This is a genomic window from Nocardia sp. NPDC060255, from assembly GCF_042727395.1.
Lineage (GTDB): Bacteria > Actinomycetota > Actinomycetes > Mycobacteriales > Mycobacteriaceae > Nocardia.
The window spans coordinates 192,134-209,615 of sequence record NZ_JBHXAU010000014.1 but is presented as its reverse complement, the minus strand read 5'-3'; the positions used below and the strand labels follow the sequence as shown (position 1 = coordinate 209,615).

Annotated in this window: 18 protein-coding genes and 2 pseudogenes; 12 read left to right on the top strand and 8 right to left on the bottom strand. The window is 63.2% G+C overall.

The genetic code is table 11. The features are described 5' to 3' along the window. Positions 1–477, top strand: a complete 477-nt coding sequence (locus tag ACFWF1_RS25530) for an acyl-CoA thioesterase (RefSeq protein WP_379289972.1) — start codon at positions 1–3, stop codon at positions 475–477. Here the strand turns inward: ACFWF1_RS25530 and ACFWF1_RS25525 are convergent. Beyond that, entirely contained in the window at positions 467–1,057 is a 591-nt protein-coding gene (locus ACFWF1_RS25525) for a methyltransferase (protein ID WP_379289971.1), read from the bottom strand. The two genes, ACFWF1_RS25530 and ACFWF1_RS25525, sit on opposite strands and share 11 nt — an antisense overlap. 25 nt (positions 1,058–1,082) lie before the next feature. Continuing rightward, positions 1,083–1,628 carry a flavin reductase family protein gene (locus tag ACFWF1_RS25520; protein ID WP_379322219.1) on the bottom strand — a complete coding sequence of 182 codons (546 nt, stop codon included), beginning with the start codon at positions 1,626–1,628 and terminating at the stop codon, positions 1,083–1,085. 255 nt (positions 1,629–1,883) lie between these two features. On the opposite strand from ACFWF1_RS25520, the gene ACFWF1_RS25515 reads away from it, so the two are divergent. The 8 genes from ACFWF1_RS25515 (at position 1,884) to ACFWF1_RS25480 (ending at position 10,924) form a co-directional block, all read left to right on the top strand. Then, complete coding sequence (locus tag ACFWF1_RS25515) at positions 1,884–2,342, top strand: hypothetical protein (protein ID WP_379289968.1); 459 nt, start codon at positions 1,884–1,886, stop codon at positions 2,340–2,342. Between the two features lie 64 nt (positions 2,343–2,406). Further along, positions 2,407–3,150, top strand: coding sequence for a DUF6073 family protein (locus ACFWF1_RS25510; protein WP_379289966.1), 744 nt, complete (start codon positions 2,407–2,409; stop codon positions 3,148–3,150). Positions 3,151–3,170: 20 nt separating this feature from the next. Next, complete coding sequence (locus ACFWF1_RS25505) at positions 3,171–3,884, top strand: hypothetical protein (protein WP_379289965.1); 714 nt, start codon at positions 3,171–3,173, stop codon at positions 3,882–3,884. Beyond that, complete coding sequence (locus ACFWF1_RS25500) at positions 3,881–5,149, top strand: ABC1 kinase family protein (protein WP_379289963.1); 1,269 nt, start codon at positions 3,881–3,883, stop codon at positions 5,147–5,149. Before ACFWF1_RS25505 ends, ACFWF1_RS25500 begins: the two co-directional genes overlap by 4 nt. 52 nt (positions 5,150–5,201) lie before the next feature. Further along, positions 5,202–7,436 (top strand): ATP-dependent Clp protease ATP-binding subunit, encoded by a 2,235-nt coding sequence (locus tag ACFWF1_RS25495; RefSeq protein WP_379289961.1) that lies wholly within the window; start codon positions 5,202–5,204, stop codon positions 7,434–7,436. Positions 7,437–7,714: 278 nt separating this feature from the next. Next, positions 7,715–8,839, top strand: a complete 1,125-nt coding sequence (locus ACFWF1_RS25490) for an acyl-CoA dehydrogenase family protein (protein WP_379289959.1) — start codon at positions 7,715–7,717, stop codon at positions 8,837–8,839. A 28-nt stretch (positions 8,840–8,867) separates the two neighbouring features. Beyond that, complete coding sequence (locus ACFWF1_RS25485) at positions 8,868–9,719, top strand: phosphate/phosphite/phosphonate ABC transporter substrate-binding protein (protein ID WP_379289957.1); 852 nt, start codon at positions 8,868–8,870, stop codon at positions 9,717–9,719. Next, positions 9,716–10,924 (top strand): ferritin-like domain-containing protein, encoded by a 1,209-nt coding sequence (locus ACFWF1_RS25480; protein WP_379289955.1) that lies wholly within the window; start codon positions 9,716–9,718, stop codon positions 10,922–10,924. The genes ACFWF1_RS25485 and ACFWF1_RS25480 overlap by 4 nt, the downstream gene beginning before the upstream one ends. A gap of 153 nt (positions 10,925–11,077) precedes the next feature. Here ACFWF1_RS25480 and ACFWF1_RS25475 read toward each other — a convergent pair whose 3' ends face one another. The 6 genes and pseudogenes from ACFWF1_RS25475 to ACFWF1_RS25450 form a co-directional block, all read right to left on the bottom strand. Next, positions 11,078–11,533: an SRPBCC family protein gene (locus tag ACFWF1_RS25475; protein WP_379289953.1), complete on the bottom strand. Its 456-nt coding sequence runs from the start codon at positions 11,531–11,533 to the stop codon at positions 11,078–11,080. A 1-nt stretch (position 11,534) separates the two neighbouring features. Continuing rightward, entirely contained in the window at positions 11,535–12,002 is a 468-nt protein-coding gene (locus tag ACFWF1_RS25470; protein WP_379290029.1) for an SRPBCC family protein, read from the bottom strand. A 48-nt stretch (positions 12,003–12,050) separates the two neighbouring features. Then, positions 12,051–12,332, bottom strand: a pseudogene (locus tag ACFWF1_RS25465) (ArsR/SmtB family transcription factor); the annotation flags it as partial. Positions 12,333–12,504: 172 nt separating this feature from the next. Further along, positions 12,505–12,690 (bottom strand): hypothetical protein, encoded by a 186-nt coding sequence (locus ACFWF1_RS25460; protein WP_379289952.1) that lies wholly within the window; start codon positions 12,688–12,690, stop codon positions 12,505–12,507. Positions 12,691–12,865: 175 nt separating this feature from the next. Further along, positions 12,866–13,144 (bottom strand): cytochrome P450, encoded by a 279-nt coding sequence (locus ACFWF1_RS25455; protein ID WP_379289950.1) that lies wholly within the window; start codon positions 13,142–13,144, stop codon positions 12,866–12,868. Between the two features lie 85 nt (positions 13,145–13,229). Beyond that, a complete protein-coding gene (locus ACFWF1_RS25450; RefSeq protein ID WP_379289948.1) occupies positions 13,230–13,592 on the bottom strand; it encodes an ArsR/SmtB family transcription factor in 363 nt (120 codons plus the stop codon). Positions 13,593–13,683: 91 nt separating this feature from the next. On the opposite strand from ACFWF1_RS25450, the pseudogene ACFWF1_RS25445 reads away from it, so the two are divergent. The 3 genes and pseudogenes from ACFWF1_RS25445 to ACFWF1_RS25435 form a co-directional block, all read left to right on the top strand. Beyond that, a pseudogene (locus ACFWF1_RS25445) lies at positions 13,684–15,642 on the top strand (heavy metal translocating P-type ATPase); the annotation flags it as partial. 69 nt (positions 15,643–15,711) lie between these two features. Then, entirely contained in the window at positions 15,712–16,287 is a 576-nt protein-coding gene (locus ACFWF1_RS25440) for a Chromate resistance protein ChrB (RefSeq protein WP_379290027.1), read from the top strand. After that, complete coding sequence (locus tag ACFWF1_RS25435; protein ID WP_379289947.1) at positions 16,287–17,480, top strand: MFS transporter; 1,194 nt, start codon at positions 16,287–16,289, stop codon at positions 17,478–17,480. Before ACFWF1_RS25440 ends, ACFWF1_RS25435 begins: the two co-directional genes overlap by 1 nt. The last annotated feature ends 2 nt before the right edge of the window (positions 17,481–17,482 follow it).

The following is a 17,482-nucleotide window of genomic DNA, read 5'->3' as shown; positions in this document are numbered from 1 at the left end:
ATGCTCCGATACGAGATCTCCCACGTCGTCGGTTTCGAGGACACCAACCTTGTCGGAAACGTGTACTTCGCGAACTACTTTCGCTGGCAAGGCAGGTGCCGCGAGATGTTTCTGAAGGAGAAGGCGCCGGACATCGTGCACGAGATCGCCGTCGACCTCAAACTGTTCACGATCAAGTGCGATTGCGAGTACTTTGCCGAGCTCACGGCGTTCGACTGCGTGGCTGTGCGCATGACCTTGATCGACTTGACCCAGACCCAGATCGAGTTCGAGTTCACCTATGTGAAGGTCGACGACGATGGCTCCGAGCGGGTCGTCGCGCGTGGCCGACAGCGAGTGGCGTGTATGCGCAGCGTCGGAGACAGGGTGGAGCCGACCCGCGTTCCTGAGTCATTACGCCACGCGCTCGCACCGTACCGATCAAACCAACTCGCGTCGAGCATCGAAGATGTCGCGCTGAACGGGATCAGAGACTGAGCGGTTGGCTGTTTGCCTTGCGGCACACCAGGATACGTATTGCACTGTGGGTGTCGATGTTCGCGTCCAATCGCAGGTCGGCCGGGCGGAGCAGCGTGCGGAGCTCTGGTTCCGAACGTTCGGCTCCGCCGAGTTCTATGAGCGCTTGTTCGCGCCGATCCGTTGAGCGGAGGCGGTTGCCGCCGAGTCGGGCCTCGTAGGTAATCATCAGGAGGGTACTGGCCTCGTCCATGGCGGTCCCGCAGGCGTTGAACAATCGTGCGACACAGCGGTTGTCGCAGTTACGCAGAACCGAGTTCAAGATGTAGTGGTCAGCACCACGCGGTATCGACGAAAATATGTCACCGACGACTGCTCGGCACCGCTCGCTCAATCCGCCGGAGGCAAACTGCTCTCGTGCTTCTCGGGTAACCTCCGGCCGGTCGAACAGAATGCCTTCGACAAGCGGATAACCCTGGACGATCGCAGTGAGTAGGTGACCATTTCCCCCACCCACGTCGACGACGGTCGTCGCGCGGGTGAAATCGTATCTCTCTGCGACCAGCCGCCCTTCGACGCCAGTGAAAAAACTGTTCGTCATCCTTTCGAACCTTTCACGCGGGGATTCATTTGTAGCGACCTTGAAAGTAGGTCAGTGGGTTATCCGCGTAGGCACTGGCTGCCACGACCTGGCCGATGTGAATCCGATGGTCACCGGCCGGATGCGATGCGCGCAAGTTGCATTCGAGATGCGCTATCGCGCCTTTGAGCAGAGGGCAACCGGTCATCGCGCCAGGTGTCCAATCAACACCGTTGAAGCGATCACCGTGCGAAGCCGGCGACCCGAAGCGTTCAGCGATCGTTCGCTGGTGCTTGCCAAGCATGCTCACTGAAAAAGTGCCCGTCTCGGCAATAGCGCGAGCCGTTTCGGACTGTGTTCGAGCGCAGAACAGTACCAGCGGTGGCGACAGGGAGACTGCGGTGAACGCCTGACAGGTCATACCGATCGGTCCGCCGCGATCGTGCGTGGCCACAACCGTCAATCCGGTGAGGAACTGGCCTAGGGCGGACTTGAACTCCTCGGCGGTCGGACCGCCCGAAAAATCGCCTATGAGCAGGCCACCGACGGCTGGGGAGAAGTCATCGGGCTGTCCGCCTCGCTTGCGCGACAATGCGATCACCTTTCCTGAGTTCAGAAATGGTTGCTCTATCGACCGACGCGGTCGAAGGCAGGATCCACACGCTCGTTTTCGAGTGTGCGCGACAGGCCCGAATATTACCGCGCCCCTGGTGGATTCAGGCTACGGTCGCCTAAGTGCGCTCAAGTTTCGCGAAGGCGCGTGAAATATTGACTGAGGAAAACGATAGTGGTGTAGTGGAGTAGTCAGCAATCAGCTACCGGGTCACCCCGAACTCGACTAAACCTGATGAACGGGATTGCTATGACCGACGTAATCGCCATTCCGAGCTTGGATACTACTGCCCTGCTTGCCGACTATCGGGCCACGGTCGTGCCGGCTGCGGCCGATTTCGTTCGCGGCAACACCTCGGCGCGAGCGCTCCGCGAGAAATGGCTGCCCTATTTCCGTGGCCCGTTTCTGCAGTACGAGATAGCGGTGCAGGACGCGTGGCGAGAGGCGTACGGGCCTGACCAGGGAATCGAGCCGGGGCCGCCGACCGCCGACCCGGCATATGCGGAACAGCTGCGCTACTTCCCGGTCACGATCACACACAACAACCTCGAGCGTTTGGTCGATGTGCTCTCCGTAGAACTGGGCGAAAATACCGCAGGCAGCACCCGCTTGCCGGAGCGAATCATCGACTTCGCCTATGTCATCGACGCTCTCGACAGTTTGTTGGAATCGCTGGCCGCGCAAGGGAATTGACGCTGCCACTCAGGACAAAACAAAACAGTTCACATCCGATCGCGAAACCAAACGGAGTATTTCCATGTCGCGAAGTATCATGAACGAACTACGTGAGGCCGCAGTCGTGGCCGGCGCCGATGGTTCGGCGTTGCACAACGCAGAGGTCGTGAAGGGCCACAATCTCGCCTGGGGCGGGCAGGGCAATCTCTACACGATCCGGCCGTACACGCTCGGCCCGGCCGCGCTCGAGGCCTTCACTGTGCGTGAACGGATCCACGTCAACATCGACGGGCTCGGCGAGGACCTGGTCGATCTCCACGGTATCGGCGTCTACCGCCGGCACGAGCCGCGGATCGGCGTCGAGGGCTCGGCCGAATTGACCTGGCGCACCGCCACAATCGGCGCGCAGTTCTTGTCACTGCAGGTGATCGGACACAGTGATGTGTTCGGGCAAGTTCGGGTCACCAACACGCCGTCGAAGAGCGAGGGCGCCACTGTTTCGCCGAACCTGGTACCAGGGCCGGTCGATCCAGAGGTGACCCCGATGAAGAACTGCGTTACCGCGCTGTACCCGCAGTTCGAGCTCGAAGCACTCGGTGCCACCATCAACACCGGTGACATCAGGGTCGACGTGGAGTCTCGGGTCAACATGGTGCCGCCAATCGGCGATGTGTCCCGGACCTCGAAGGCCTACGCGCTGTTCGACGGCGACCGCAGGGTCGGCACCCTGCTCGCGGCCGACCTCGAGATCGGTGCTCTGCTGCACCACTATCCGATCGCGAACGCGGTGAGCCCCGTCGAATTCGCGACGATCGTTTCCGCCTGATCGAGTAGGAGAGTTCTCTGATGAATAGTCGTGAGCGGGTCGGCGCCAATCTTGATGCCGGCCCGCTCGCGGCCTACACCTTCGCGGTGACGGCCAACGTAGGGCACCGAGAGATGCAATACAGCTTCGCACGAGCGCGAAAGCCGGAAAGCTCGCTCACGATCGTTCACATCGATGTGCCGTCGACACTCTGTGGCACCGAGATCGCGATTTGGGAGCATTTCGATGGCTTCTACAGAGTGCGAACCTACATCCCTACTATGCGCGCTCCCCGTGAGATCGGCCGCCCGCAAGTGTTCGATACTTTGCCTCTGACGGATATCAGCTATCTCGATCTGATGCGTTCGCTCAGTCCGAGTGTGCTCCCGGAGCCGATCGTGACCGCCGCCAGGTCGCCTTACACATCAACGACCACGAATCAGTCGGTCGACACCACCGCGGTGTATCGCACAGATGGCTTGACCGTCACCGAGCAGTACACGGACATGTCTACGACCCCGGTCGCCCGGATCGTCGAACGCTCCGGCAAGTTCGAACGTGCCTGGCACGTCATCGAGATCGGCACCGCCGACGACCACCACATCCCGCTCCGTGTCCAGGTAACCCGCGCTGACAGCCCGAAGGCCACGGTTTTCGAGCGAATTACTCCGATAGTCGCGCTCGATACCAATCCCGGAACCGAGTCGTCCGAGAGGCTCCTGCAATGCGCCCTCGACCAGCTTGCGAGAACATGATGACGTCGACCCGACTTCGCAGACGAGTACTTCTGGCACGTATCGGTGTCGTCGCGCTGATGCTGCTGCGGCTCACAGGGATTGCGGTGCGTGCCCGCGTCGCACACAGAGCTGACTACCCAGACATTGTGGCCGGCGCGCTGGTCGACGGCATCGAGCGACTCGGTGGCGCCTACATCAAGTTCGGGCAGCTGTTGGCAACCCGGCCGGACATCGTTGGGATGCGCATTTCCGACCAGCTGGCCCGGCTACAAGACAGCGTCGCCCCGATGCCAGTCGCAGAAGCGTTGACGGTGCTGGAACATGCGCCTGCGCAGCTGCCGGCCGAAGCTCGCGCCGCAGTCGAAGCGGGGCCGGTAGCCAGCGGTTCGATCGCGTGCGTGTACCGATGCCAGCCGGCAGAGGGGGCGGCGATCGCATTGAAGATCCGACGGCCCAGTGCTGTTCGGACGGTCCGCGCCGACACTGCCATACTGCGCCGGTTCGCGCGAGGCGTCAGCTGGCTTCCGCCGTTTTGGTCGAGCCCGATCGTCACGATCGTCGACCAGTTGAGCAGCGCAATCGAGGCCCAGCTCGACTTGTCCCACGAACGAGTCATGCTGCAGATGTTGGCCGGCGCGCTCGTCGATGAGCCTGACATCATCGTTCCGCGGCCGATCGAACAGTTCTGCGGCGACGATCTTCTGGCCATGGATTTCCTCGAGGACCTTGACCGCGACGGTTTCGCACAGGCGGGTCCGCGGCAACGGCAACAGGGAATTACCACGCTGGTCCGAGGGCTGTACCGGCTGATTTTCGAGCACGGTTTCATTCATGTCGACCTGCACCAGGGCAACGCCTATCTGCTGAGCAACGGGAAAGTTGCGCTACTGGATGTCGGGTTCGCCCACCTCCTGAGCGAGTTCGCACGCGACCGGTTCACTCAGTTCTTCGGCGGAATGGTGAACGGGCATGGTCATCGTTGTGCCGACATCGTGCTGTCGACAACGAGTTCCGCTGGCCGCGGGCGAAACCCCGAACGTTTCCGCGAGGAAGTCATCGAACTCGTCGAAGAATCCGCCGAACAAGATGTTGCGCACTTCTCGGTGCCTAAGTTCGCGGTTCGGCTCTTCCGGATCCAGCAGCGTAATGGCTATTACGCGGACCCCGAAATGACCTTCCCCCTACTGTGTCTCATCGCCCTGGAGGGGACGGTCAACAAGTTTGCGCCCGAGATGGACTTCCAAATCGAAGCGGCACCATACATAATGGCGAATTTGCTCTAAGGTCGGGAGAATTCGAGTGCACAACGCCTTCAGTCCTGCCAGCGTCGAAGTGGTGGAACTCGCTGAACGCCAGGCGCGGCGCTTCAACCACCCCCACGTCGGCACGGAACATCTGCTCCTCGGCGTCGCGGACCATCGGGTCAATCCCGCGGCGGAGGTGCTGGCCGAGTACGGCGTATCCCTGACGTCGCTGCACAAGCAGCTCCATTTCATCCTCGGCGAAGGGCCGCCGCAGCGGCTGGACCGAATTCCCCTCACCGCCACCGCCGCACACGTCCTCGAGGCTGCCGAGGCACACGCGCGTGAGCGCGGCGATGCGATGACTGAGCCGGCGCACATCGTGCTCGCCCTGGTCGCCGAAGACGCGTCCAATCTAGGTGCCGATATCCTGTTGAGCCTCGGTGTGCCGCTTGGTGAACTCGTCAAAGACACGATCGCAGCATTGTCCACGCCTACTGCAGCGGCACCACTGTCCGCACCCTTCCGACCAGCCGGCTCGCAATTGCTGGATCAATTCGGCCGGAACCTGACCCGAGATGCAGCGTTGGATGCACTGGATCCGTTGATCGGCCGCGACCGCGAAATACACCATCTCACGCGTATCTTGTCGCGGCGGAACAAGAACAATCCCGTGCTGATCGGCGACGCGGGCGTCGGGAAGACGGCGATCGTCGAAGGTCTGGCGCGCAAGATCGCTTTCCACGATGTTCCAATGTCGTTGCGGGACAAGCAGGTCTACGCCATCGATATCGCTTCGATGGTTGCCGGATCACGGTATCGGGGCGACTTCGAAGAACGGTTCAAGAAGGTCTTGACCGAGGTGCGCGAGCGCGGGGACATCATCCTGTTCGTCGACGAGGTGCATACGATCGTGGGTGCAGGCGCTGCCGAGGGGTCGATCGATGCCGCGAACATCATGAAGCCGATCCTGAGCCGCGGCGAGATCAAGCTCATCGGTGCCACTACACCATCGGAGTACCGGCAGACGATCGAGAAAGACTCGGCGTTGAGCCGACGGTTCCAGCGAATCGACGTCGAAGAACCGACGCCTGTGCACACACGCATGATCTTGCTCGGACTGCGTCCGCTACTCGAGGCGCACCACCAAGTCAGCATCACGGAGTCGGCCATCGACGCCGCAATCGAACTGTCGTGCCGGTACCTTCCCGCACGGTTCCTGCCCGACAAGGCAATCGACCTCATAGACGAAGCTGCCGCGGATGTCGCTCTGCGACTCGCCGCACCTGATTCTGGCGTCCAATCCGGCGACGTCGCGGCTGTTCTGGCGGAACAGACCGGCATCCCGGTCGCCATCATCGGCGCTGACGAAGCCCACCGCCTGGCGGAAATGCCTGTCTACCTGCATGAGCGCCTGGTCGGGGTCGACCACGCCATCGACGCGGTGACGAAGTCGATCAAGCGGGGCCGCACTGGGATTCGGGATCCGGGCCGACCGGCCGGATCGTTCATCTTCGCGGGTCCGACCGGCGTCGGGAAGACCGAACTCGCGAAAGCGCTGGCCGAGTTCCTGTTCGGCGACGACGGTCACCTGATCCGGCTCGACATGTCGGAGTTCGCCGAAAGCCATTCCATCTCAAGGCTTATCGGATCGCCACCCGGGTACATCGGCTATGACGACGGCGGACAGCTCACTGAAAAGGTGCTCCGGAAGCCATTTTCGGTCGTTCTGTTCGACGAGGTCGAGAAGGCACACATCGACATCTTCAACACCCTGCTGCAGGTCCTGGACGATGGACACCTGAACGACTCGTCCGGGCGGCGGGTGGACTTCACGAACACTGTGATCATCCTGACCACCAACCTCGGGACACGTGCCGCGGCAAAGGGACCGATCGGATTCGCCGGCGACGACGATGGGTATCGGCACCTGACCGCCATGGTCACCTCGGCGATCAAGCAGCACTTTTCCCCGGAGTTCCTCAACCGGCTCGACGACGTCATCGTCTTTCCGCAGCTCACGCGCGAGAACCTTTGTGGCATAGTAGATCTGCAGCTCGTTCGCCTAGCCGAGCGATTGGCGAGAATGAACATCACGCTGACGGTCACCGAGTCGGCCCAGGAGGTTCTCGCTGACTTCGGCGGGGACCAGGCCGAAGGCGCCCGCCCGGTGCGCCGCGCCATCCGTACCTATATCGAGGACCCGCTCAGTGACCTGGTACTCAGTGAGAAGGTCAAGCCCGGGCAGGCGGTCCGGCTCGACACCGACGGCGACCGTGTCGTGCTGCGGACCGTCGCAGACTCCCAAAGGCGCCCTGTAGCGGGTTGAGTTGGCCACCACTACCTTTGGCGATTGTCGATATCCGTTGGTTGAGCAGTCCTTGTCCGACAACGGATCTGGTGGTATTGACTCGGGTCGTCTGGCGTTGTGCGAGCTTGCGAAGATTCTTGAAACCTGGACGAGCCGCAAGCAGAGTGGTTAGTCTGTTTATTATCCAGTACTGCTTGGATCTAAATACTAAACCCCGGCACCAGTTCCGTCGGTCAACGACTTGACGGTCGGAAAAGAGTGCCCGTGGGTTGCGAATGATATGGGGGTACATTGTCGTGGAATCCAATCAATCAGACGCACTCAATTCGGTGATAGATCAAGTAATTCGACCGCAGGCGGAGCAGGTCGACTCGACCGGAAGTTTCCCGCGAGACGGGATACGGGCTCTGGGAGATGCCGGACTACTCGGCCTACTCAGCTCGACCGAAGTCGGCGGTAAAGGTGGCTCCCTCGGCGACGCCGTCGAGGTGATCGAAAGGCTAGCCGGCGTCTGCGGTTCAACAGCGATGGTCCTGTTGATGCACTACGCGGCAACGGCGATCTTGGAAGCACACGGCCCCAAGGATATTCGAGAGGCGATTGGCGCAGGGGAGCACCTGACCACGCTGGCATTCTCCGAGGCGGGCTCGCGTAGTCATTTCTGGGCTCCCACCAGCTCCGCGACCGGTAGCGACAACGGAACGGTCACACTGGACGCGAGCAAGAGCTGGATTACCTCCGCTGGAGAGGCCGACAGCTACGTCTGGTCGAGCCGTCCGCTGGCCGCCGACGGGCCGATGACTCTCTGGTTCGTGCCAAGTAAATCTGCCGGTTTGGCAGTGCAAAAAAGGTTCGATGGCTTTGGGCTGCGCGGGAATTCGTCGAGTCCGGTCACCGGCGAGGGTGTCGAGGTGCCTGAGGATGCCATCCTCGGTGCCGATGGCGCGGGGCTCGATATCGCCCTCCAGACTGCGCTTCCGCAGTTCCTGGTCCTCAATGCCGCATTTTGCGTCGGCCTGATGCAGTCTCTGGTCACGGAAGCTGGAGAGCATCTCAAACGCACTACCCTTGCCCATCTCGGGCAGACGCTTGCCGAACAGCCGAACCAAAGAGCGCAATACGCGTACTTGCTCACTCGGACAGACGAGGTTCGCGCGTTCTTGCAGGACACCTTGTCGGCGTTGGGTTCAGGTCGTGCGGACGCCACCCTGAGAGTGCTACAGGTCAAAGCGGTGGCCGCCGAGGCGGCCGCGGAGGTCTCCGACGGGGTCATGCGGCTGTGCGGTGGTTCGGCGTTCCGCAAGGAGCTGGGCGTGGAGCGACGATTCCGAGATTCGCTGGCAGCCAGGGTAATGGCGCCGACCACCGAAGCGCTGCACGATTTCGTCGGTCGCGCCAGCCTCGGTCTGCCACTGTTCTGAGGGCTCAACGGATTCCGAGGACACCACGATGACATTCCTCATGGGCGCTGTCGCGTACGACCCTAAAGTCGTAACGATCTGGGCTGGTATGCGAGCATGGCTGAGAGCCCACGAATTTCCATTCGACTTTGTGCTGTATTCCCACTACGAACGCCAAGCTGAAGACCTCGCGGCGGGACGTATCGATGCCGCGTGGAATTCACCTCTGGCTTGGATTCGAACGGCACGTCTCGCACGTGCTCTCGGGCATGAGGCAGAAGCGTTGTTCATGCGAGACACCGACCGGGATCTCACGTCGGTCTTTTTGGTGCGCAACGATTCCGCGTACGAAAAGATCTCGGACTTGGAGGACCGGTCAGTCGCGATGGGAGCTGTCGACTCACCGCAAGCTCGGCTCATTCCGAGCGCGTTTCTCCGCGAAGCAGGGCTCACTCCAGGGCAGAACGTCCAGATCCGTCGGTTCGATGTCGGTGTAGGGCTCCATGGGGACCACATCGGCGGCGAGCGGGACGCGATTCGCGCACTGTTGGCCGGTGAGGTCGACGCTGCGGCAGTGATCGATTCGAATCATCTGCTGTTCAGCCGCGAGGGCACCATCCCGAGCGGGCGTGTGCGTGTACTGGCGCAGACGCCAGCGTACGACCATTGCAATATGTCCGTAATCAACACCGCCCCAAAGGATCTCGTCGAGGATTTCAAGAAGTCGATGCTCTCGATGTCCTATGCCGATCCAGAAGTGCGCCCCCTGCTCGATCTCGAAGGTTTGACCAGGTGGCAGGAGGGGCGCACGACCGGGTATTCACTGCTCGAAACCGCGGTGGACCAAGAGTCCTTCTACGACGAGCAGGGGCAGGTCAAAGGTGAGGACTACAGCCCGTGACCATTAGCGAGGCCGGCATTCTGGATCTGGAGGATCTCGGTTTCGAACGAGGCGCCCATCTGCTGATAGAGCGCAGACTGAAACAGTTGGTACCGGGCCAGGACCTGGGTGTCACAGGTGCTGACCCGGCCCTCAGGGTCCACTTGGAGGCCTGGTGTCGGCAACGTGGGCACCAGGTCCGGCCCGCGCTGGACACCGATTTCGGTGTCCGCGTGTGGGTCACTCGTGGTCGGGCCGATCTGGACCGGTGGGCCGACGCTCGCCGGGCTGGGGGACCGCGCAGCGACCAGATCGTGGCCTCACCGCCGAGCGACTGGGGCCTGGCGGCGCGCGGTGCCTTGATCGAAACCGGCGGCCCCCAAACGCCATTCGATATCACGGACCGGGATTTGGTCTGGGCCGAAATCGCGCCGTCCCTGTACGCGAATGCTGCTGCATCCCAATGGGATCCGAACACAGCGGTGCAGTGGGACGCCGAGTTCACCAACCTGCCCGAAGTCGAGCAGGCGGTCAACCAGGTGATGACGTATCTCGTCGAGAACGAGCTCGCCGCGTTGGTTGTACCGTCGAAACTGCTGGCTCGCATCCATCCGCATTTCCGGGAAGTGATGCAACTGCTAGCGGTACAGGCCGCAGACGAGGCTCGTCACATCGAAGTATTCACTCGTCGAGCTCTGCTGCAGGGTGGCGAAATGGGCACCTCGTCTGTGAGTGGCCGTCAGTCCCTCGCCACACTGCTGGATGAACCCGACTTTTCGATGGCGTCGTTCTTGCTGTCGGTACTGGGCGAGGGTAGTTTCCTCAACCTGCTCGAGTTCCTGGACAACAACGCCCCTGATCCGGTGACCCGGCAGGTGACCAGACTCGCGCGACGGGACGAAGCCAGGCATGTCGCCTTCGGCGTGGCACATCTGCAGTATCAAGCTGAGCTCGATCCTGCTGTGCGAGTGCGGTTGCGAGGTGCAGTCGAGCGTCGGTACGAGGCTCTGGTCGACACGTCCGGACTCAACCAGGATGTGTTCGACTCGCTGGTTGTTCTGGCCGCAGGGGATTGGACACCGCGCTCCATCGCCAGGGGGTACGACGCGGTGATGAAATTGCAGTCCGAGATGAACGACGGCCGGCAGCGACGGCTTATCCACCTCGGATTTCCTGCCGACGAGGCAGCTGACCTCTCGGCGCTGCACACGCGAAACTTTATGTAGCGGTAGGTTTCTGGCAGGACCTCGATCGGCAGCGGCTGAATGGCCGCCGTTCTGCGGTGTGCCGAAGTCGATTTCGAGCTTCGAGCACACCGCAGAACGGGTGCGGCGTCAGTCTTGGCGGATCAGTCGTTGTGCAGCAGACGCCGGAGCGAATCAGACTCCGGTAGTACCATTTTCGAGATTTTGCTTGAGCGTCTGCAGGTTGGCCGGCATCTCGTTGCGGGCTTGTCTGCGGACGGCGAGTGGAACGATCAGCTTGCCGATGCCGTGCCCTTCGAAGTCGACGTCGATTGTCAGCCGGGCGCGATTGCGGTCAGCGAGTGGCTCGACGGTTACACCGACGGTGGCGCGGATGGGGCCATCGACTCCGCGCACGCCCCAGGTGCGCGGTGCCTCGAAGTGGGTGACCTTCGAGGTGATGGGGCGTTCGGCGAAGCCGATCTTCCTCGTAGTCATGCATATCTGGCCGACGACGATCGGACCTGTGCCTTCCATATGCCCGCCGACCACACCGCTTTGCCATTCGCTGAAGCGGGTGGGGTCGGTGGCGTACGCGAAGACGACCTCCGGCGTGCGATCGATTTCGACGGTAGTGCTGATCGGCGCCATCTCAGTTCTCCTCGGCGAAAAGGGCGACGTATCCGTTCAGGTACAGCGGCCATCCCTCAGCGGAGCCATCGGCGACGGCCTGCCAGCCCTCGCCGTGCCGATCAATGTTGCGGTGCTCGAGTTCGACGCGGGTGCGCTGATCGGTCTCGGCAATGAAGCGGACCTCGACCTCGCTGGTCTTGTCGTGGTCGGGCTCGATCTGCCACTGCGGGCTGAGGTCCCAGCTGAATAGCACGCGATTCGGGGGTTCGTACTCCAGCACTCGCGCCCATCGGCACTCGCTACCGTCCACCGCGCGGTCGTAAATGTGGCCGCCGACGTGGCGTTCGAAGACGGTCTCGGCGATATCGGCGCCGAGAATGTTGTGCTCTTTCAGCTTGAAATCGCCGAACCGTGCAGTGAAGACATCGAACGCGTGCTCGATCGGGGCGTCGATGACGACCTCTGCGCGTACGGTCGTGTCTTCTATCGGTGTGCTCACCGTGGCACCTTCCTCGTGGTTTTCCGCGGACACTTTGAATGCCGCCAAGGTTTTGGTCCAGAAGTTGTCGAGTTCTGCTTTTAGCGCGGCAGCGCCCGCTGGGTCGACGTGATAGATCCGCCGATTGCCGTCGGGCTCATCGGTAACAAGATTTGCGTCTTTGAGTACCTTCAAGTGCTGAGATACCGCTGACCTGCTCACCGGCAGGACAGCAGCAAGCTCGCCGACCGTCTGTGCACGGTCGGCGAGGAGCTCGAAGATCGTCCGCCGCGTCCGATCGCCGAGCACACCCCAGCCGTCAGGTACGTAAGCTCTCACTGACGGTCAGTCTGCACTTACCGGACCTGCCTGTCAATACTTGTTTGCTGCGGCTTTGTGGACCGGAGAACCTGTGGGTAGATGTGCATCCAGCCGGCCCGCAGAAGCCATGCCGCGATGCTCCACAAAGCGACGTAGACGATCAACCAAGGAAGCCAGAAAAGGCACCTCTTCATTTGGCCCCTATGCCGATGCGGGCCGACTGGGCTGTCAGCTCACAGACCGAGCGCTGCGGAGGTGTGGCCGTCTGTGAACGGGATCCAAGCGATTCCAGCTGTGCGACGGTGTCCCGCGCAGCCGCGTCGTACAGATCGGCGAATGCCTCGTCGGTGATCTGCCCGGCGGCGTGCTCTTGCATGCCTCTTAATAGTGGCGTCGGCCGCGGGATACTTCCAATCGGTTCGGTCGGTAGAGGCATGAGCAGTCGCCCCCTCCCAACTCTGTCGGCCACAATCGTTGTGGGACCGACGGATTGGACGTCCGCTGAATGCAGAACGTCGCGATGCTGATCACGGTAGCAAGGGCAGACAGGGCTAACTACTGCTCAACTGCAGTGGGTTTGCGGACGGTCGGGATTCAATCTTGACAGAGCGGGTTGTCCGCTCAGGGCAGGCGCGGGCGCCGATGCCCCCACGGCTTGTATATGTGTGGTCCGAGTTGGCGATGTCGGGCCGTTGCGCTAACTCGTGTAATGCGAATGCCAGTGCGGCTGCGGTTATTTCGTGCCCGGCCACGAGCATGGTGAGGCATTGGGACCGGATGGCGTTGTCATCGAGCCGTTCACCGGTGATTGGATCTGCGTCGGTGAGCATGAGTGCTGGGTCGGGCGCCGCCGAAGGCGGGCACCGGTCGCCGATATCGACACCCGCCGTTGGCGCCGCTAACAGCGCGCGGAGTTCAGCCTGCGGTCTCGGGGCGATCGGCCAGGCCCAGGCGCAGGTGTTCGCTGTGGTAGATCGCTTCGTCGAGGAGTTGGGCGACGTGGTTGTCGTAGAGGCTGTAGATGACGCTGCGCCCGGCGCGGGTGCCGGTGACCAGGCCGAGGTTGCGCAGCAGTCGTAGTTGGTGCGAGACCAGCGATTGCTCCATACCGACCGCTTCGGCGAGCTCGGTGACCGGGCGGGGGCCCTGGCGCAATTCGGTGAGGATCAGCAGCCGGCTCGGGGTAGCCAGCGCTTGCAAGGTGGTGGCCACATGCGCGGCGGCGTCGGCGTCCAGCCGTACGACCGGGTGGTCGCGGCCTTGCACACCGTGTCCCATGCGTGCAGTGTAGCTCATAGGTATTCATGAAGACATCTTCATATGTTCTGTTATCGTCGGGTGGTTCCTTTCCTGTCTCCGGAGGTGACCCGTGGCTTCGTCCACCGCCACGCCCACACGCCCCACCACCGCACCAGCACTGGTGCCGGTGCGCCGGACCCGGTTGTTCGCTCTGGCTGAGATGCGTTGGGCGGCAGCAGCATTAGCGCTGTTCCTGCTGGGCTTGACGGCACAGTTCGCGGGTGCGCCGTCGTGGTTGTGGTGGGCGCTGTATCTGGCCTGCTATGTCACCGGCGGCTGGGAGCCCGGCGTGGCAGGGCTGCAGGCGTTGCGAGACAAGACCCTCGACGTCGATCTGTTGATGGTCGTCGCCGCGATCGGTGCGGCGGCGATCGGTCAGGTGCTCGACGGTGGCCTGTTGATCGTCATCTTCGCCACGTCCGGCGCGCTGGAAGCACTGGCCACCGCCCGCACCGAGGACTCGGTGCGAGGGCTGCTGGACCTGGCACCCGACACCGCGACCCTGCTCACCCCCGATGGCGGTGAACAGACCGTCGCTGCCGCTGGTCTGGAGATCGGTGGTGTGATCTTGGTCCGGCCCGGCGACCGGATCGCCGCCGACGGCTCCGTCGTAGGCGGGGCGAGCGAAGTCGATCAGGCCACCATCACCGGGGAATCGATGCCGGTGGACAAGGTCGTCGGTGATGAGGTGTTCGCGGGAACGCTCAACGGGACCGGCGCACTGCGGGTGCGGGTGGATCGCCGCGCCGAGGACTCCGTCGTTGCCCGCATCGCCGGCCTGGTCGCCGAAGCCAGCCGCACCAAAGCCACGACGCAGTTGTTCATCGAGAAGGTCGAGCAGCGCTACTCCGTCGGTATGGTCGCGGCCACGATCGCGGTGTTCGTCATCCCGCTGCTATGGGGTGCGGCGTTGCAGGATTCCCTGCCTCGGGCGATGACCTTCATGATCGTCGCCTCACCCTGTGCGGTGGTCCTCGCGACGATGCCGCCGCTGCTGGCCGCGATTGCCAACGCCGGACGCCACGGCGTGCTCGTGAAATCCGCGGTAGTGATGGAACAGCTCGGCACCACAACCCAAGTCGCGTTCGACAAGACCGGCACCCTCACCCGCGGCGTCCCCGAACTCGCCGACATCGCGCCCGTGGGAACACGATTCACCGCGGAACAGATCCTGCGCCTGGCCGCAGCTGCCGAACATCCCAGCGAGCACCTGCTCGCAGCAGCGATCGTGCGTGCCGCACGCCACCGTGATATGGACCTTCCGGTCGCCGAGGAATTCAGCGCCCAACCCGGTCGCGGCGTATCCGCACTGGTCGACCGACATTTCATCCAAGTGGGCTCCCCCGCACGGTTGTTGGAATCAGGGGACAGCACGGCGGCTGCCGCGGTCGAGGCCTTGCAGAGGCGCGGGCGAACGGCCGTGGTCGTGCTCTGTGAACGGGCTCCGATCGCTGTGCTGGGAATTACCGATCAGGTGCGTCCCGAAGCCGCCGCCGCCATCGCCGCGGTCACCGAATTGACCAGCACTGCACCGGTATTGCTGACCGGAGACAACCTCGCCACCGCCGCCCAGCTCGCCCAGCAGGTCGGGATCACCGATGTGCGTGCGGGCCTGTTGCCCGAAGGGAAGGTTTCGGCGGTTCGCGATCTCCAAGCAGGCGGCGCGCGGGTAACGATGGTCGGCGACGGCATCAACGACGCGCCCGCGCTGGCCGCCGCGCACGCCGGGATCGCGATGGGCGGTGCCGGGTCCGACCTCGCCTTGCAGAGCGCCGATGCGGTTGTCGTGCGTGATGACCTCACCACGGTCCCGGCGGTGATCGCGTTGTCACGCCGGGCTCGCCGGGTCGTGGTCGCCAACCTGGTCATCGCCGCGTCCTTCATCACCGTTTTGGTGGTCTGGGACCTGTTCGGGCATCTCCCGCTGCCCCTGGGTGTGGCCGGCCACGAAGGGTCCACCGTCATTGTCGGACTCAACGGGCTGCGCCTGCTGCGCTCGGCGGCGTGGCAGCCGCAAGTTGCTGCTGCCCGATGGCGTACGGCTCGTCAACGAACCGGCGTATCTGCGACGAATGTAACGCCTGATACATTCTTGTTCGTGACTGACAATGCGCCCAGTACCCGATGGATCGTGTTACTGGTGAAGCTGCCATCCGAGCCGTCACGGCACCGAGTGGCGGTCTGGCGGGAGTTACGCAAGGTTGGGGCGCTGTCGTTGGGTCAGGGTGTGTGGGCGGCACCAGATGTGCCGCTCTTCGCCGCTGGCATCGCGCGAGCGTTGGAGCTGACCGAAACGGCAGGCGGCGAAACGATTTCGTTGCGGGCCTCGGGGACCACCGTTGCCGATGCAGCTCGGTTTCAGGCGATGTTCACCGCCGCGCGAGAAGACGAGTGGACCGAATACTTGGCCGACTGCGCCAAATACGAGGCGGAGCTGGACAAGGAGATCCGCAACGCCAAGTTCACCCTCGCCGAGCTCGAGGAAGAAGAACAGAGCCTCGAACGCCTGCGGCGATGGCACCGCGATATCAAGGCACGCGATGTATTTACCGCGCCGACGGCGGCTGAGGCCACCAAGCGGTTGCAGCACTGCGCGGAACGCTTCGCTGACTACACCGAACGAGTCTTCGCCGCACTGCACGCCCCCGACTTCTCCGCAGACCTCCCACGGTGATGACTATTCCGACCGAGAATCGAGCGATCCCGCCTCGATGGCGGATGTGGCCGCTATACGCGGCGGGCTTCACCACCGCCTTCGGTGCGCACGGCATCGCGGCGAACTTGGGGTCGGCGGCCGGGGACCTGCGTGGTTCGCTGTTATATCTGGGCTTGCTGCTGGCACTGTACGACGGTGCCGAGGTGGTACTGAAACCCGTGTTCGGCTCCATCGCGGACCGAGTGGGCGCCCGGCCGGTGTTGATCGGCGGGCTGGTCGCATTCGCCGCCGCATCTGCTGTGTTCGTGGTGGTCGACGACCCTGGTTGGCTGTGGCTGGCCCGCCTCGGGCAGGGCGCTGGAGCGTCCGCGTTCTCGCCCGCCGCTAGCGCGCTGGTCGCCAGAATGCACCCGAAAGCCAAGCAGGGCAAAGCGTTCGGCAGCTACGGATTCTACAAGAGCATCGGCTACAGCCTGGGCCCGCTGCTCGGTGGCGCCGTCGTGTGGGTCGGCGGATTGTCACTGTTGTTCGCGGTCATGGCAGCCCTCGCGGCCACGGTCGCAGTGTGGGCGATATGCGCGGTCCCATCTGTTTCCCCGCTACCGCGCACCAGACAGACCCTCATGGACCTGGCCCGCCGTCTGTCAGAGGGGCCGTTCCTGCGCCCGACCCTCGCGCTCGCCGCCGCGACGGCCGCCCTGTCGGTGGGTGTCGGTTTCCTGCCCGTGTCCGGGGCCGCCGCCGGACTCGGCCCAGTGATCACCGGCGCCGCTGTCTCGGTCCTCGCGGCATGCGCGGCGCTGGTACAGCCCCGCGCCGGACAGGCTTTGGACGCCGGGCGGCTACCTGCACAGACAGGTATCGCTGCCGGACTGATCCTCACCGCGGTCGGACTGGGGTGCGCGACGCTGCCAGGCCTGGCCGGGGTGTTGCTCGCCGCAATCGGAATCGGAATCGGCACCGGGCTGATCACACCGCTGGCCTTCGCCACCCTGGCCGCATCCACGCCCGAGGAACGGATGGGACAGACGATGGGCGCCGCGGAACTCGGCCGCGAACTCGGCGACGCGGGCGGACCCCTGCTCGTCGCCGGTGCCGCCGCAGCCGCCACGCTCACCGTCGGCTACGCCGTCTTGGCCGTACTCATCGCCGCCGCCCCAATCGCGGTGGCCCGGCGACCCCGCCACCGCGTCACCACGACAGAGAGCTGAGA

What these genes read in the sequence shown, in the direction of transcription:
- ACFWF1_RS25515 (WP_379289968.1), top strand. Translation starts at nt 1,884, where the DNA reads ATGAACGGGATTGCTATGACCGACGTAATCGCCATTCCGAGCTTGGAT.
- ACFWF1_RS25460 (WP_379289952.1), bottom strand. Translation starts at nt 12,690, where the DNA reads ATGCAAGAGCACGCCGCCGGGCAGATCACCGACGAGGCATTCGCCGAT.
- ACFWF1_RS25500 (WP_379289963.1), top strand. Translation starts at nt 3,881, where the DNA reads ATGATGACGTCGACCCGACTTCGCAGACGAGTACTTCTGGCACGTATC.
- ACFWF1_RS25505 (WP_379289965.1), top strand. Translation starts at nt 3,171, where the DNA reads ATGAATAGTCGTGAGCGGGTCGGCGCCAATCTTGATGCCGGCCCGCTC.
- ACFWF1_RS25530 (WP_379289972.1), top strand. Translation starts at nt 1, where the DNA reads ATGCTCCGATACGAGATCTCCCACGTCGTCGGTTTCGAGGACACCAAC.
- ACFWF1_RS25485 (WP_379289957.1), top strand. Translation starts at nt 8,868, where the DNA reads ATGACATTCCTCATGGGCGCTGTCGCGTACGACCCTAAAGTCGTAACG.
- ACFWF1_RS25435 (WP_379289947.1), top strand. Translation starts at nt 16,287, where the DNA reads ATGACTATTCCGACCGAGAATCGAGCGATCCCGCCTCGATGGCGGATG.
- ACFWF1_RS25525 (WP_379289971.1), bottom strand. Translation starts at nt 1,057, where the DNA reads ATGACGAACAGTTTTTTCACTGGCGTCGAAGGGCGGCTGGTCGCAGAG.
- ACFWF1_RS25510 (WP_379289966.1), top strand. Translation starts at nt 2,407, where the DNA reads ATGTCGCGAAGTATCATGAACGAACTACGTGAGGCCGCAGTCGTGGCC.
- ACFWF1_RS25475 (WP_379289953.1), bottom strand. Translation starts at nt 11,533, where the DNA reads ATGGCGCCGATCAGCACTACCGTCGAAATCGATCGCACGCCGGAGGTC.
- ACFWF1_RS25450 (WP_379289948.1), bottom strand. Translation starts at nt 13,592, where the DNA reads ATGGGACACGGTGTGCAAGGCCGCGACCACCCGGTCGTACGGCTGGAC.
- ACFWF1_RS25455 (WP_379289950.1), bottom strand. Translation starts at nt 13,144, where the DNA reads ATGCTCACCGACGCAGATCCAATCACCGGTGAACGGCTCGATGACAAC.